Raw genomic sequence first — 15,952 nt, 5'->3', positions numbered from 1 at the left:
GAACAGTACGGAAGGTCCGCACGGCGGGAACAGGGCTGACGGGCAACGGAATCGGGTCCGATGTCCGGCGTCCAGCACTCCCGCGTGGACAGGTCGCGTTCGGTGAATGCAGACTACTGCCTACGACCACCGTGTCGTACTGCGGACCGGCGTCCTATCCCGTATGCAATTGCCCGTCAAGGGAGTTGGCCGTCCGCCGCCGTCGGCTCGAATCATTCACCCGGCGTTCACCGCGTCACGCGTGGACCCGGGAATCAGCGCGCTGCGGCCTTTTCCGCTACCGGGTCCTCCTGCATTCGGTACGGACCGGAAGGCTGTGAAACCGGAGGTTCTGTTCCTTGAGTGTGGTGCTGTTTCGCCGGCCGGCCCGCAGGCGCGGACCGGAGATGCCCGAGGGGCAATTGACCCTCCAGGAACCACCCGTCCTCGCCGAGACGGTGCCCGACACTTCGGCGATATGGACATATCTGCCGATGGCCCTGATGTCGGTGTCGATGATGCTGATGTTCCTGCGGCCCGGGGGTGGCAACGGCGTCTTCATGTATCTGGCGATGGGCGTCATGGCACTGTCGGCCGGCGCCATGCTGCTGGGGCAGCTGATGCGCCGCTCCAGCGAGCGCAAGCAGCGTCTCAGGGGTGAGCGCCGCGACTACCTCCGTTACCTGGCGCAGACCCGTAAGCGGGTCCGCACCACGATCGCCGAGCAGCAGCGGGCGCTGGCCTGGCGCCACCCGGAGCCGCACTCCCTGCGCTCGCTGGCACGCACTTCGCGGCTCTGGGAACGCCGCCCGGCCGACGAGGACTTCGGCGAGGTCCGGCTCGCGGTGGGCGAGCAGCAGCTCGCGCTCACGCTGGACCCGGTCTCCACCCGCCCGGTGGAGGATCTCGAACCGCTCTGCGCCCATGCCCTGCGCCGCTTCATCCGCGCCTACTCCACCATTCCCGAGCAGCCCCTCGGCCTCTACCTGAGGTCCTCGGCCCGCATCCTCCTGCGCCCCGAGGAGACGCCCGGCGACGGCGACGGCGCTGCCGCCCCTTCGGCCGTCCCGGCGACCGGGGAGGGCGGCGCGGCGGTCCCGGAGGCCGGGGCCGAGGCGGTACGCGCCCTGGTACGCGCCGTCATCGGTCAGCTCGCGGTGTTCCACGCACCCGAGGAGTTGTGGATCGCCCTGTGCGTGAGCGACGAGCGGCGGCCCGACTGGGAGTGGGCGAAGTGGCTGCCGCACGTGCTGGATCCGCACGAGGAGGACGGTGCGGGCCAGGCCCGCCGGATCACCGCCGACCTGACCGAGCTGGACGACCTGCTCGGCGTGGAGTTCGCCGAACGTCCGGCCTTCGACCCGGATGCCCGCCCCGGCCGGGACGAGCCGTACACGATCGTCGTCCTGGACGGCGTCACCGTGCCCGAGGGGCACCGCTGGGAGGGTCACGGCTACCGCAACGCGCTGGCCCTGGACGTGTCCGGGGCGCTGCGCTGGCGGCCGGGCCGCAACACGCTGCGGCTGACGGCCGGGCCCGACCGGGTGAGCCTGGTGCGCACCGACCGCAGCCGCAAGGAGCGTTCCGTGCCGCTCGGCAGGCCGGACCGGCTCGGCCCGGTGGGCGCCGAGTCGCTCGCCCGGCTGCTCACCCCCCGCCGGATGAGCCTGGGCACCGACATCGCGCAGCCCCTGGACGCCGACGTCGAGCTGACGACGCTCCTCGGCATCCCCGACCTGCACCGGCACGACCCGCACACCCTCTTCAACCGGCACACGGGCTCCACCCGGCTGCGGGTGCCGATCGCGGTCGGCGCGGACGGCCGGCCCGTCGACCTCGACATCAAGGAGTCCGCGCAGGGCGGCATGGGGCCGCACGGCATGCTGATCGGGGCCACCGGCTCGGGCAAGAGCGAGCTCCTGCGGACCCTCGTGCTCGGCCTCGCCCTCACCAACTCCTCCGAAACGCTCAACTTCATCCTGGTCGACTTCAAGGGTGGCGCCACCTTCCTCGGCCTGGAGGAACTTCCGCACACCTCGGCCGTCATCACCAACCTCGCCGACGAGGTCGCCCTCGTCGAACGCATGCAGGACGCGCTCCACGGTGAACTCATACGCCGCCAGGAGCTGTTGCGCTCCGCCGGTAACTACACCTCAGCCCTGGAGTACGAGCGCGCCCGCGCCGCCGGTGCGGACCTCACCCCGCTGCCAAGCCTCTTCGTGGTGGTCGACGAGTTCAGTGAACTCCTCTCCGCGCACCGTGAGTTCATGGACCTGTTCGTGATGATCGGCCGGCTCGGCCGCTCACTCGGAGTGCACCTGCTGCTCGCCTCGCAGCGCCTGGACGAGGGCCGCATGCACCAACTGGAGAGCCACCTCTCGTACCGCATCGGCCTGCGCACCTTCTCCGCCATGGAGAGCCGGGGCGTCCTCGGCGTACCGGACGCCTACGAGTTGCCGGCCCAGCCCGGCAGCGGCTACCTGAAGTCCGGCGTGGAGGCGCTGACCCGGTTCCGTGCCGCGTACTCGTCCGGTACCTACCGCCGCAGGACCGGCGCGGTGGTCCGGGCCAGGGTCGCCAGTCAGGTGGTGCCGTGGACCAGCGGCTGGGTGGTGCCGCGGACACTGGACCCGGCGCCCGAGCCCGAGCCCGAGACCGAGGAGGCGGGCGAGGAGGAGGCCCTGCTCGACGTGGCCCTCGACCGGCTGCGGGACTCCGGCCCCGCCGCGCACCAGGTGTGGCTGCCGCCCCTCGACGAGCCCTCCCCGCTGGACGCTCTGCTTCCCGGCATCGCCGCCGACCCCGAGCGCGGGCTCACGGCCGCCGGATGGCACGGCACGGGCAGACTGCGGGTTCCCGTCGGCCTCGTGGACAAGCCGTTCGAGCAGCGCCGTGACCCGCTGGTCGTGGACCTCTCGGGAGCCGGCGGCCACGTCGCCGTCGCGGGCGGCTCCCAGAGCGGCAAGTCCACCCTGGCCCGGACCCTGATCGCCGCTCTCGCCCTCACCCACACACCCGGCGAAGTCCAGTTCTACTGCCTCGACTTCGGCGGTGGCGGGCTCTCGCAGCTCGCCGCCCTCCCGCACGTCGGCGGGGTCGCGGCGCGGCTCAACCCGGAGCGGGTGCACCGGGCCGTCGCCGAGGTGATGACGCTGCTCGCCCGGCGCGAGCAGTTCTTCGTGGACCACACCCTCGACTCCATGCAGTCCTACCGCCGCCGCCGGGCCGCCGGGGAGTTCCCCGACGAACCGTTCGGGGACGTGTTCATGGTCGTCGACGGCTGGTCCACGGTCCGCCAGGACTACGACGACCTCATCCCGAAGTTCAACGAACTCGCCGCGCGGGGCCTCAACTACGGCATCCACCTCATCATCACGACCACCCGGTGGGTGGAGCTCTCCGCCCAGGTCCGGGACCAGGCCGCCACCCGCCTCGAACTGCGGATGGGTGACCCGATGGACTCCGAGATCGACACCCGCAAGGCCCGTTCGGTGCCGCGCAGCGGCGGCCGGGGCATCACCGCCGACAGCAAGATGCACTTCCTCGCCGGTCTGCCCCGGCTGGACGGCAGCGGTTCCCTGGACGACCTCGGCGAGGGTGTCGCCCATCTGGTCGCCGAGATCTCCCGGCACTGGCAGGGCGCACCGGCCCCGCAGGTGCGGATGCTGCCGCACCGGATGCCGCTGGCGGACCTCCCGGCGCCCGAGCCCACCGAGGGCGGCGGCATGCGCCTGGCGCTCGGCATCGACCAGGACGCCCTGGAACCGGTGTGGCACGACTTCAGCCGTACCCCGCACCTGATCGTGGTCGGCGACACCGAGAGCGGCAAGACCAATCTGCTGCGCGCCATCAGCAAGGGCATCACGGACCGGTACACGCCCGAGGAGGCGAAGATCATCGCGGTGGACTACCGCCGCACCCTGGTGGACGCCGTGCCCGAGGAGTACCGGCTGGGGCACGTGATCTCGCTGGACAGCCTCAAGGAGACGATCGACGGCGCGTCCCGCGCGCTGAAGACCCGCGTGCCGGGCGCGGACATCGCCCCCTCCCGCATGCGCGCGTGCGACTGGTGGACCGGTCCGCGGCTGTTCATCCTGGTCGACGACTACGACATGGTCTCCGGCAACTCCTTCCAGAGCCCCTTCGAGCCGCTCTTCGAGAACGTCACCCTCGGCTTCGAGATGGGCCTCCACCTGGTCGTGGCCCGCAGCGCCATGGGCGCGGGCCGCGGACTCAGCGACGGTCTGATCCGCCGTCTGGACGAGGCCAACAACCCTGCCGTGCTTCTGTCCTGCCCGCCCACGGAAGGCCGCCTCTTCGGCAACGCGAAGCCCCTCAACCTTCCGCCCGGCCGGGCCCTGCACATCGCGCGCCGCAAGCCGCGCCTGATGCAGACCGCGCTGGTGGAGGAGAGCCGGGCGCAGTAGGACCGGGACGGTACGAGGGCGGGCTCCGTCCCCGAGGCAGCACCTCGGGGACGGAGCCCGCCGTCGTACGGTCGGCTCAGCGCGTTCAGGGTCCGCCCGCGCCTGCCGGGCGCCAGCCGCGCGCACGGGCGCGGGAGAAGGCGAAGCCCGCCCAGAGGGCGGCGAGGACCCCGGCCGAGCCGAGGAGGACGAACAGGGTCGCGCGGCTCGTCGCACGATCGGCCGAGGAGGTGTCACGCAGCGCCACCGGCTCCGCGGGGCGCCCGGCGCCGCGCGCACCGGGCTCGCCGAGGATCGTGGTGACGGCGGCGTACGGGTCCAACTGCGGGATGTCCGCGGGGTACGCGGTCGCCGTCAGGCGGCGGACGACGTCGTCGGGCGCCTCGCCCGGGTAGGCCGCGCGGACCGCGGCGACGGCCCCGGCCGCGTACGCGGCGGCCACCGAGGCGCCGTCACCGAGGTAGTGGCCGTCGCCGCGCGGACCGCCGGAGACCACGCCCGCACCGGGGGCGGCCAGGTCGATGCCGGACGTGCGCAGGGAGCCGTCCGGGCGGAGACCGCCGGGAAGCATGTCGGCGACCGAGAGCACCCCGGGTTCACCGGCCGGCCAGTACGTACGCACGGGGATCTCGTCGGCGGAACCCCTGGACGGCGGGTCCGGAGTGGCCGCGGCCACCACGACCGCGCCCGCGCGGCGCGCGTCGGCGACCGCCCGGGTCAGTCCTGCGTCCCGGCGCGGCAGCGCCACCGCGACGGCGATGACGTCGGCCCGGGCGGCCGTCGCCTCGCGTACCGCCTCCGTGACGAGGCTCGCGCTCGCCCGGCCGCGCGGGTCCGTGCCTCGCAGGGCGAGGATCTTCGCGGCCGGCGCGACCCCGGCCAGGCGGGGGCTGTCCCCGCCGGTCCCGGCTATCAGCCCGGCCAGGAAGGTGCCGTGCCCGACGCAGTCGTCACCGGCCGCTCCCTGCGCGGTGACCCGGCCGCTCAGGCCGGCGGCGGCCGTGGCCACCCCGGTGTCGATCAGGGCGACGGTCGTCCCCGCGCCCGTGCTCTGTCCGTGCAGGCGGTCCAGGTCCAGGCGCTGGCGCGACCAGTCCTGCTTCTTCGCCTCCGCGCGCGAGGCCGGGGTGCAGGCCGCCTGCCCGTCGGCGTCGAGTACCGACGGCATCCCGGGCAGCTCCTGCCCCTTCTTCCCGTCGGCCGCCGGGACCCGCTGGAGGGGCTGCGCCACGGCCGGGCAGGCCACCGGCAGCACCAGGGCCGCGGCGAGACCGGCGCCGGACAGCAGGCGGGCGACACCGCGAGGGCTCGGACTCATCGGGGCGCCACCTTCGGTGCCGCGGCGGTGACGTCCTCGGGCAGGAGGACGCGCAGGTCCTCCAGGGTGGGGACGGCCACCGAACTGAGCCGCCCGGCCTGCCGTGTGACCATCGACTCCACGATCTGGCGGGCCGCGCGGGCGTTGCCGAAGGAACGGTCCCGGGGCAGCGAGTCGAAGTACTCCTTGAGGAGCGGGCCGGTGCCCGGCCCGCAGTCGTAGCCCATGGCCGCGGCCTGGGCGCGCACGATCGTGACCAGTTCCTCGGAGGAGTAGTCGGCGAAGGCGATGCGGCGCGGGAAGCGTGAGGAGAGGCCCGGGTTGGAGTCGAGGAAGCGTTCCATCTCGTCGGTGTATCCGGCGACGATGACGACCACCTCGTCGCGGTGGTCCTCCATCAGCTTCAGCAGGGTGTCCACCGCCTCCTGGCCGAAGTCCGCGCCGCCTCCGCGCGGGGTGAGGGTGTAGGCCTCGTCGATGAACAGCACGCCACCGCGGGCGCGTTCGAAGACCTCACGGGTGAGCTGGGCCGTGTGGCCGATGTAACGGCCCACGAGGTCGGCGCGCGCGGCCTCGACCAGCTGCCCTCGCTGGAGGACGCCGAGCTGGGTCAGGACCTCGCCGTAGAGGCGGGCGACGGTGGTCTTGCCGGTGCCGGGGGGACCGGTGAAGACCAGGTGGTTGCTGAGCGTGGGCACCGGCAGCCCCGCCGCGGCCCGGTGCCGGGCGGTGGTGATGAGGTTGACCAGATCGGCCACCTCCCGCTTCACCCCGGCGAGCCCGATCATGTCGCCGAGGCGGGTCAGCGGGTCGTCGTCCGGTACGGCGGTGTCGGCTGCCGCCGCGGCGGCCGTGGCGGACACGTCCTCCGGCAGCAGCAGGCGCAGGTCACGCTCACCGACCTGTGCCTGGGCGGCCAGCCGCATCGCCTGCCGGTCCACCATCTCCTCGAACACCCCCCGTGCTGCACGGCCGTTGCCGAAACCGGCGTCCCGCGGCATCGCCCCGAAGTGCGCGGCCAGCGCCGCCGCCGTACCCTCTCCCAGCTCGTACTGGTGCTGGGCGCACATGCTCTCCATGATCGCCACGAGGTCGGGCACGGAGTAGTTCTCGAACTCGACGGTCCGTGAGAAGCGACTGGCGAGGCCGGGGTTGGACCCGAGGAAGGACTCCATCTCGCGGGAGTATCCGGCGGCGACGACGACCACCTCGTCGCGGTGGTCCTCCATCAGCTTCAGCAGGGTGTCCACCGCCTCGCGGCCGAAGTCCGCGCCGCCGTTCCCGCTGTCCGCGGTGAGCGTGTACGCCTCGTCGACGAACAGCACCCCACCCAGCGCGCGTCGGAAGGTCTCGGTGGTCTTGATGGCGGTGCCTCCGACGACCTGAGCGACGAGATCGGCCCGCGAGACCTCCACCAGGTGCCCGCTGCGCAGCGAACCCAGCTCGGCCAGGATCGCCCCGTAGAGGCGGGCGACGGTGGTCTTGCCGGTGCCGGGCGGACCGGCGAAGACCAGGTGTCTGCTCATCGGCGGTGCGGGCATGCCGAGTTGCTCACGGCGCTGGGCCAGCTGGGTGAGGTTGACCAGAGTGCCCACCTGCTGCTTGACGTTCTCCAGTCCGATCAGCGCGTTCAGGGCGCCGAGCGGGCCGTCGGCGCGGTCCGGCCGCGGTCCGTCCGCGGCCCCGGAACCGGCCGGATCGGTGTTCTCCGCGCTTCCGGTGCCCCAGGCGTCCCGCTTGCCGTTGCCGGTGCTGCTCAGGTTCTCCACGGCGAGCCGTTCGCCGGGCGCCGTCTGCACCAGCCCGCCGCCCTCGTTCTCGCGGGCGAAGCAGTTGACGAGCGAGACCGGCGCCGTCGACTCCACCCGGAAGCCGTCCTGGGCACCACCGGTGACCTCGCAGCCGCTGAGCGAGGCGAGCGCGCCCTCGCGGAGGAGGTAGCCGTGGCCCTTCGGGGCGTGGACCGTGGTGCGGTTGGCGGTCAGTTCGCCACCGCCGGCCACGACGACGCCCTCCTCACCGGACACCTCGATGCGAAAGTCGCGGACGGTGACGTTGCCCCCGTCCTCCACGACCAGGCCGCTGGTCGCGGCGTCGGACGCCCCGCCACCTGCCAGGTAGAGGGTGCTGCCCGAGGCCACCCGGACACCCGCGCCCTTCGGACGGACGATCTCGCAGTCCTCGGCGCGGCCCCGGGCCTCCTTGGCGGCGTGGATGCCGTCACCGGAGGGCTCCACGAGCCGGGCGCGGCGCAGCAGCGGGTTGGCCCCGCCGAGGAGCGCGACCGCGGGCGAACCGCCGATGACCTCCAGGCGGTCCAGCTCGGGCGCGGAGTCCTCCTCCAGGAGCAGACCGGGCCCGTCGCAGTCGCGGACCGTCAGGCCCGTCAGCGCCGGCGACGCGGCCCCGGCGACGCGCAGCGCGGCACCCTGTGCGCCGTCCACCCAGCAGTCCTCGAACGTTCCGCGTGCCCGGTCGGTGACGAGCACCCCGTGGCCGCGGACACGCGAGACGCGGCAGCGGCGCAGCACCGGATCGGTGCCCCCGGCGAGGGCGAAGCCGTTCCCGGACGCGCCGGTGACGCGGACGTCCTCCAGCGTCGTACGTCCCTTGCTGCTCAAATGGACGCCGGTGCTGGTGTCGTGGACGACCGTGCGGACCACGGAGACGGCGGAGTTCTCCTCCAGGGCGATGGAGGGCTTGTCCGTGGAGGAGATGTCGCAGTCCTCGACGCTCCCGCGGGTCTCGCCGTTGGCGAGCAGGCCGTTGCCCCGGGCATCGCGCACGGTGCAGTCGCGGACGCGTGCCTCACCCTGTTCGGCGAGCACCAGTCCGCTCGTACCCAGGTGTTCGAGCGTGCAGGACTCGACGGTGGTGGGGGTGGTGGACGTCACCACGATGCCGGCGCCCTGCGGGTTGCTCACCCGGCAGTTGCGCAGGGCGAGCGAACCCGTCCCACCGGCCAGCATCGCGGTCCACGCGGCGCCGACTATCTCGCAGCCGTCGAACGCGGCCTGGCCGCGCCGCACGTCCACGGCGGGCAGTTCGGCGTCACCACCGCGCAGCGTCAGCTCCGAGAGCATCACGGCGTCGGCGCGCAGCGCGACCACGCTGCCCGTTCGCGGGCGTATCTCCACGGTGCCCCGGCCTTCGGCGGCCGTGAGGGTGACCCGGGTGTGGATCACGAGGTTCTCCGCGTACGTCCCGGGCCGGACACTGATGAGCGCCCCCGTGCGGGCAGCGGCGAGTGCCTCACCGATCGTCGTGTAGCGGTCCCCGGGGCCGACCGACAGTACCTGGCGCGACACGCACCAACCTCCTTGCTACGGCGGCGTCTTCAGCGGGCGCCCCCGTGGGCCGGGGGCGCGTGTCGGCGAGCCGACGTGGTCATCATGCCTCGTTGCGCGGCATGCGGGTCCGGGAGCGGTGCCCCCGGGACCGGGCGGGGCGGGGTCAGGTGCTCCACTTCTGGGCGTCGTTGCCCGAGCATTTCAGCAGTTGCAGGGCCGCCCCGCTGTTGCGGTTGGCGCCCGCGATGTCGACGCACATGCCGACGACGGTGTTGACCAGGTCGTGGCTGCCGTTCAGGGCGAACTGCTGGGCGGCGTTGCCGTTGCACCAGGCGATCTGGATGGGCGTGCCGTCGCTGAAGTTCGCGTTGGCCACGTCCAGGCACTTGTCCTGGATGCGGATGGTGCCGTCGGAGGCGAACCGCCACTTCTGCGCCGGGGCGTTGTTGCAGTCCCACACGTGCAGCGCCTTGCCGTCACTGAAGTCGTGGTTGGGTACGTCGATGCAGCGGCCCGAGAGGTGGCTGCGAAAGGAGACGGGGCCGCTGAAGGTGACGGCGGGAGCCTTCGCGGGCCCGCTCTTCGCACCACCGGACTGCTTCGTCTCGCCGGACTGCTTCTCACCACTCGGCTTCTTCGGCTCGCTCTTGGGCCGGCTCCCGGATCCGGCCGCCTTCTTCGGCGGGTCGTCGTCCGTGTCCTCGGCGGAAGGCGGGGCGTGGTGCACCGGCTTGTCCGGGGCGTCCGCCTTGCCGGCCTTCTGCTTGTCCTCGTCCGGCGCACCGCTCTCGGGCGGCGTCACGGCGAAGTCGCCCGGGGCTTCCTGCCCGCTCCCGTCGAGCACCGTCCCCGCCGCTGCGACCGACTGCTTCCCGGGGCCGTCGTCGTCGTTCCCGGCAAGGACCAGGAACGGCACGGAAACCAGGAGTGCCCCGGCGACGGCGGCCCCGGCCAGCACCGCCTTGCCCGGCCTGCCCACCGGCCCGGACTGCTGCTGCGGCTGCCCGATCGCGGTGGTGGTCATGGTCCGCACCAGGCCCGGCAGCCGGCTCTGCGCGGCGGCAGCGGCATCGGGTTCGGGTTCGGCCCTGGATCCGGACTCGGACTCGGACTCGGGCTCGGGTTCGGGTTCAGCCCTGGATCCGGACTCGGACTCGGGCTCGGGTTCGGACCGCGGCAGGTCCGGGTCGGCGGACCCGGCCTGCGACGACGTCTCCGCGGTACCGGCCCGCACGCCGGCGCCCGCGGTACCCGCCTGCGGCGCAGCGGCCTGCCCCTCCGCGGGCGTCTTCGGAGTCGTGGCGGCGGAGTCCCCGGCCGCGCCCGACGTACTCGCGGAGCCGCCGGCCTCCTCCGGCGCGGGCTCGGTGCCCAGGGCCGCGGGCGTCCGCGGGCCGGCTTCCGGAGTGTCGGTGCCGGCCGTCCCGGGGCTCGCCGGTTCGGAGGCCGCGGGGACGGCCGGCTCCCCCGCCGCCTCGGATACGGACTCCGGGCGGGAACCGGAGGAGGCGGGGACCTGCGGGGTCGTACGTGTCACGGGGTCCTCCCTGTGGTGTGGGGCCAGGGTTCGGATGAGCTGTCGGCCCGGCCCGCGGCAGGAGCCGCGTCCGGAACACCGGTGCGGTCCACGGCGTCTTCGGAGGCGGGAGACGCCTCGGCGGCAGCCCCGGCCGGGTCACCGGCGGGCCCGCGTCCGGCGTCCGGGAAGTCCGAGGCGTCCAGGAAGTCCGAGGCGTCCGGGGCGTCCGGGGCGTCCGGGTGTCCGATGAGACTCTCCATCGGGACGAGAAGGGGCGCGGCGGCCCCCGCGTTGACCATCAGCATGGCGCCGGGACCTCTCGGTGAGCGGGTCAATTCCCTTACCGGCAGCCTGTCATGGCGCAGTTCCGCGGACATGAACTCGTGTGCGGGCGAGGTGAACAGGAGGATCACCGGGTGCCCGTCGCGCCCGGCTGCCGCGAGCGGCTCACCGTCCGTCCCTCGCAGCACACTCACCTCCGCCTCCGCGAGCGCCGCGAGGGCGTCCTCCACCGGGCCGTAGCCGGTGGCGGCACGTTGCGCCGCCGCGTCGACCGGATCGGTGGGCTCCGGCCAGCCGAGGACCCGGGCCGAGGGCCGGTAGGCCGGGTTGGCGCGGTACTCGCCCACGCCCCCGGACTCGTCCGACTGCCACTCCCCCAGCACCGCCCACTCCGGCGGCGTTCGTTCCCCGGCCCACTCCGGATCCACCACGCCGATCCAGTGGCCCGGCGCCCGGCGGGCAGCGGCCATCACCGCTTCGGGTATCCGGCTGAGGTCTCCGTCATCGGCCGCCGGAGCGCCGGGTACGGATGCTTCGGGTTCCGTGGCCGAGCCGACAGCCTCCGGCATGACGAACGGGCCGCCAATACCGCTGTCTTGGCGTTCTCCGGGCCGCATCTCCACCTGAACTCATAGGGATGTACGCATCATCGGCTGCCAACGGCCCTCGGACGCGCCGCCCTTGCTCGGGCCGTGGAGCCAACAGGATGTCACACCGGTCTCGACCGTTGCGGGTTGAGTACTGACCGTATGACCTGCATGTGCGCCCGATTGCTGACCGAAGCGAGAACTTTCCGGGACCAGTGAGGCACCGGAGGACAAAGCGACGGACGCGATCTGCCCGAGGAGACGGGCACGGTCCCACGACGGGCTACGTTGGGTACGCCATCGGCCCCTCCGACACGCACGGCCTCACGGCGGGGACGTCCGGGCCGGGGCGTACGGGAACACCTCGCGGCCCGGCAGGGCACCGGACCGACGGCGACCGGACCGGCGCGGGCGCGTCCGACAACGCGTGCGGACCGGCCCGCTGCGGCTCGGGGGACGTGCGTGCCCGCGAGGCCCCCGACGTTCATCCGGCCCGACCGCTGCCCACCGCCAGCCCCGCCCCGATGAGGAGTCACCGCATGTCCCCCCAGCACCCCACCCCCGGCGCGAAAACGGCGGCAGCCGCGGACCCGGACGCGCAGGAGGCGGGCTCGCCACCGCCGCGGACCTCGGAACCCGGTGCGCGGACGCCCGGCGGAACCACGGTGTCCGAGGCGGAGAAGCCCGGCCCGGCCGCCCCGCCCGAGGCGAAGGCATCCGACCCGGCAGCCGCTCCCCGGGCGGAGACGTCCGGCTCTGCCCCCGCCTCGGAGCCGGAGCCCGCCACTCCTTCGGGGACCACCCCACCGGAGCCGGCCAACGCCTCGGCGGCCGGCTCTCCGGAGGCGGAGCCCGCCACCCCCGCGACCACGCCGGCCTCCTCATCCGCATCCGCATCCGCAACGGGCGAAGCACCCGAGGAGGGCGTGGCGCTGGCGGCGGCGACGGCCCCGGGCACCATGACGGCCACCGCCGCGGACCGCAGCCGGCCCCGCACGCCGGTCCTCGCGGGAGCGGCCTTCCTCGGCGCCGCGCTGATCGCCATACCCCTCCTGCTGGTCGGGACCGCGAACGACGACGACCGCGACGACGCCAAGGTTCCGACGGCGGGCAGCGCGGACACGGTCCTCAACCCGAACTCCGCGCCGGCGGCACTCGAGGACTACGTGGCCGGGAAGCCCAGCCCGTCCCCGGCCAAGGAGAAGCCGAAGAAGGCCGAAGCCCCCGTACCGGTCGCCCCCAAACCGGTGACGTCCGCACCGAAGCCGAAGGCGAGCAGCACGCCCGCCAAGAAGCCCAAGCCGAAGCCGGCGCCGCCGAAGCCGGACTGGACCACGGCGACCATCTCGGCTCCGAGCGTCATCGGGGTCAACCAGGCCTGGACGACCAACCGCATCAAGATGGTGATGCAGACCGACGGCAATCTCGTGGTCCTCAACGAGGAGGGCAAACCGATCTGGGCGTCCATGACCTTCGGACCGAACCACCGGGCGATCTTCCAGCCCGACGGCAACCTCGTCATCCACAACGGCGACGACCGCCCGATCTGGGCCTCCAAGACCCACGACCACCCGGGCGCCCAGCTGGTGCTCCGCCCGGACGCCAGAGTGGTCGTCGTGGCCAACGGCACCGTTCTCTGGTCGACCTGACACGCCCGGGCCGGCCTCTGGCCGACCTGACCCACACCTGGGCCGGGGCCTTACGGTCGCGGCGCAGGCCGGGTCCGGCAGCCCGTTCACCCCGGCCGGACACGGTCCGGCCCCTTGCGCGGACCTGGCGACCAGTTGTGCGCCGGATGGGGCCGGCCTACCGGTCCGGCGGCGGCGCGAACCTCCCCCGGGCGAAGACCCCGTGCGGGTCGAGCGCGCCGACGAGGCGCCGGTGGAGCACGGGGTCGGTGGCGGCGGCCGGGGGATGGTCGATGTCCGGGCGGTACGGCGGCCAGCCGTGTGCCGCGAAGGAGACGTGCATCCGGTCCAGGGTGCGGTGTGCCGCGGCGGTGGAGAGGGGGTCGGCGGGATCGAAGCGAAGGGTGACCACGTGGTCGATCGTGTCGGCGTCCAGCACGTTCATCATGATGCCGGGCCTGGCCGTTCCCTCCTCACGCGCCGCGTCGATCAGAGTGGCGGCCGTTTCCACGGCACCACCCTCGAAGGGCACCACCGGCAGGAACATCAGCAGACCGCGCGAGCGGTCGACGCAACGGGCACAGCAGCCGCCCGTCTTGCGGCGGAAGAGCGCGTCCCCCGGGTCGTGCTCCCCCGCGTACGCCGCGTGGACCTCGGCGTCGGCGGCCCGCTCCGGGCCTTCCGACAGCGGGCAGGAGTCCTGCCGCAGGCGGGCGGTGAGCACGCCGGCCAGCGCGGCCGTGACGTCGGCGTCACCGGTGAGGGCCAGGTGGGCCAGGCAGGCGCCGTCCGGTCCGGTGGCCTCACGGATGCCGTAGGTGCGGGCGGCGACCGGGTCGTAGATCTTGGTGGTCGCGGGGACCAGCCCGCCCGCCGTCCACGCGCGCAGGGTGTCGACGGCCTCGGCGAGGCGACCCGGCGGGAAGACGGCGGGCAGGATCCTGACGGTGCGAGGCCGTGGCAGCAGACGCACCACGGCGGCGGTGACGACAGCCCACGAGGCCTGCGTGAAGAGGTGGTTGAGGGAGGGGCCGCGGCCGTGCGGCTGGACCACGGCGGGACCGCCCGGGGACGGCCACCAGCCCGTGCGCGCGAGTTCGCCGTCCGCCAGGACGAGCTCCAGCCCGGCCAGGTCCTCGGCACGCGGCCGGTGCAGGCCGACCCCGCGTTCCAGGATGTTCCCGATGACACTGGTGTGCCGGGACGCACCCGTGAGGTTGAGCATCCGGTCCGTACCCGCCAGGCGTCCGGTCAGGGCCCCCTGGGTGACGCCAGGTTCGACGACGGCGAAGCCGCGGCGGATGTCGACGTCCCTGATCCGGTCGAGCCCTGACAGATCGAGGAGCAGCGCGTCGTCGTCGACCGGGAGCGCCGACCCCAGACCCCAGTTGCGGCCGGTGGAAACCGGGTGCAGCGGTGTACGGGCGGCAGCTGCCGCCCGTACCAGACACGCCACCTCGTCCGCCGCGCCCGGACGCACGGCCCCGGCGACGCGCCGGGGCCGGAACCGCCCGGAGTCCGGCAGACCCGCCGGCCCGGCTTCGGAACTCCCGTACGCGGGGGTGACGACCCCCGCGGTACGCGACCGGCCGTGCGGGGAGACGTCGGACGGCGAGATCATTGCGGTGCCTCCTGGCGGTACGGGTCCGAGGGACGGCTAAGGGGTGACGGAGTGCTTCCCCGGAGTCTGCGAGCAGTCCGGTCCCTTGCGGGCGGACCGGGTGGCGGAGCGTTTCCTCAAGGGAGTCGAGGAGAGTCAGGCGCTGCCGGACGGAGTGAGGTGGCCGAGCCGCTGCCTGGCCAGGCGCTGCGCCGCGACGACTCCGCTCTCGGCCCTCTCCCCCGCGGCATGAGCTGCTTGCGCCATCAGCAGGCTGGGCTCGACGGCCCCTCCGAACCGGTCGCACACCCATACGTGGGCCTCGTACAGGTGCTGGACCGCGGCGTGGACAGCCGTGCGGGAGGCGGGGGTGAGCCGGTCGAGTCCGCCGTCCCGCTTGAGACGGCGCATGGATGCGACCAGTTCGTGGTGGTCGCGCGTCTGCAGACCGCTGAAGCCGGCATTGACCGCGGGCGGCGACATGGTCTCCCGGACCTCCTCGTAGAGCTCGGGCGGGAAGTCGGCGGCGTAGCGCATGGAAACCGCGGCGCTGCGGCACAGCCGGCCGAAGCTGCGGACGGCCTCCTGCTCCTGCTCGGGGGTCGCCCCCTCGGTGTCCAGGCCGCGCAGGGCCAGGGTGAGCAGTTGCAGCATCACGAAGAACCGCTGGTGGCCCACGAGCCAGCGCTGGTTCGCCGCATCGACCGGATGCGCGGTCCGCCAGGAGCCGGGCTTCGCCACCGGGGCCGCCGTACCGGTGAGATAGCTGGTGACCCCCAGGAGCAGGCTGTCGGGATCGGCGTCCAGGGTGCTGCCGCTCACGGCGAGATCTTCCTGCACGAGCAGATCGCTGAGCAGGATCGCACCGGCGAGCACGGCGGTGCTGTCACCCGTGCCACGGCGTACCGAGAAGAAGGCATCGTGCACGCAACTCCCGGCGGGCCGCTCGGCCGTCGCCGTGCCGACCTCTCCGGCCTGCGCGGCCAAGCGCGCGGCAAGCCCGGCACGGACGTCGGCCGCCTCCGGCTCGACCCCCATGGCAGCGGTGTAGTCCGCGCGACAACCCTCCGTCATCTCCGTGAGCCGCTCGACCAGGGGGAGGAGGGTGTCGGGGAGTTCGACGGGGAGGGGCATCACCAGGACGACGGGATCGCCGACGCCCACGAAAGACATCAAAAGAAGCTCCTTGACCTGAGGAAATAACGTATAGCAATCAAGCAACTACTATATGTGTTGGCATGGGTAGGTTCAGAACGCAGAACAAGAGGAACGGCGCGATGACACGGACAGTCACAACGGATGAGGCAATTCCGCCAGGCTTC

The 15,952-nt window shown here is 73.2% G+C and carries 8 protein-coding genes; 2 read left to right on the top strand and 6 right to left on the bottom strand.

The window, feature by feature from the left end:
- Nucleotides 1-386: 386 nt before the first annotated feature.
- Nucleotides 387-4,406, top strand: a complete 4,020-nt coding sequence (gene eccCa / locus OHT61_RS24720; protein WP_329041243.1) for a type VII secretion protein EccCa — start codon at nucleotides 387-389, stop codon at nucleotides 4,404-4,406.
- Between the two features lie 85 nt (nucleotides 4,407-4,491).
- On the opposite strand, the gene OHT61_RS24715 is transcribed toward eccCa, so the two are convergent.
- From OHT61_RS24715 to OHT61_RS32555, 4 genes are all read right to left on the bottom strand, one after another.
- On the bottom strand, nucleotides 4,492-5,724 hold the full coding sequence (locus OHT61_RS24715) for a S8 family serine peptidase (RefSeq protein WP_329041241.1): 1,233 nt from the start codon (nucleotides 5,722-5,724) through the stop codon (nucleotides 4,492-4,494).
- A complete protein-coding gene (locus tag OHT61_RS24710) occupies nucleotides 5,721-9,032 on the bottom strand; it encodes a right-handed parallel beta-helix repeat-containing protein (protein WP_329041240.1) in 3,312 nt (1,103 codons plus the stop codon). Before OHT61_RS24710 ends, OHT61_RS24715 begins: the two co-directional genes overlap by 4 nt.
- A 145-nt stretch (nucleotides 9,033-9,177) precedes the next feature.
- Nucleotides 9,178-10,551, bottom strand: coding sequence for a ricin-type beta-trefoil lectin domain protein (locus OHT61_RS24705; protein ID WP_329041239.1), 1,374 nt, complete (start codon nucleotides 10,549-10,551; stop codon nucleotides 9,178-9,180).
- Nucleotides 10,548-11,384 (bottom strand): type VII secretion system-associated protein, encoded by an 837-nt coding sequence (locus tag OHT61_RS32555; protein ID WP_443049525.1) that lies wholly within the window; start codon nucleotides 11,382-11,384, stop codon nucleotides 10,548-10,550. The genes OHT61_RS24705 and OHT61_RS32555 overlap by 4 nt, the downstream gene beginning before the upstream one ends.
- A 557-nt stretch (nucleotides 11,385-11,941) precedes the next feature.
- On the opposite strand from OHT61_RS32555, the gene OHT61_RS24695 reads away from it, so the two are divergent.
- Nucleotides 11,942-13,051 carry a mannose-binding protein gene (locus OHT61_RS24695; RefSeq protein WP_329041236.1) on the top strand — a complete coding sequence of 370 codons (1,110 nt, stop codon included), beginning with the start codon at nucleotides 11,942-11,944 and terminating at the stop codon, nucleotides 13,049-13,051.
- A 157-nt stretch (nucleotides 13,052-13,208) separates the two neighbouring features.
- Here OHT61_RS24695 and OHT61_RS24690 read toward each other — a convergent pair whose 3' ends face one another.
- Together OHT61_RS24690 and OHT61_RS24685 are read right to left on the bottom strand one after the other, a co-directional pair.
- Nucleotides 13,209-14,651 carry an FAD-binding oxidoreductase gene (locus OHT61_RS24690; protein WP_329041235.1) on the bottom strand — a complete coding sequence of 481 codons (1,443 nt, stop codon included), beginning with the start codon at nucleotides 14,649-14,651 and terminating at the stop codon, nucleotides 13,209-13,211.
- Nucleotides 14,652-14,786: 135 nt separating this feature from the next.
- Nucleotides 14,787-15,803 (bottom strand): hypothetical protein, encoded by a 1,017-nt coding sequence (locus OHT61_RS24685; RefSeq protein ID WP_329041234.1) that lies wholly within the window; start codon nucleotides 15,801-15,803, stop codon nucleotides 14,787-14,789.
- Nucleotides 15,804-15,952: the final 149 nt, after the last annotated feature.

This window comes from Streptomyces sp. NBC_00178 (genome assembly GCF_036206005.1).
Taxonomy (GTDB): domain Bacteria; phylum Actinomycetota; class Actinomycetes; order Streptomycetales; family Streptomycetaceae; genus Streptomyces.
The sequence above is the reverse complement of the archived record's forward strand: the minus strand, read 5'-3'. Positions and strand labels throughout refer to the sequence as shown.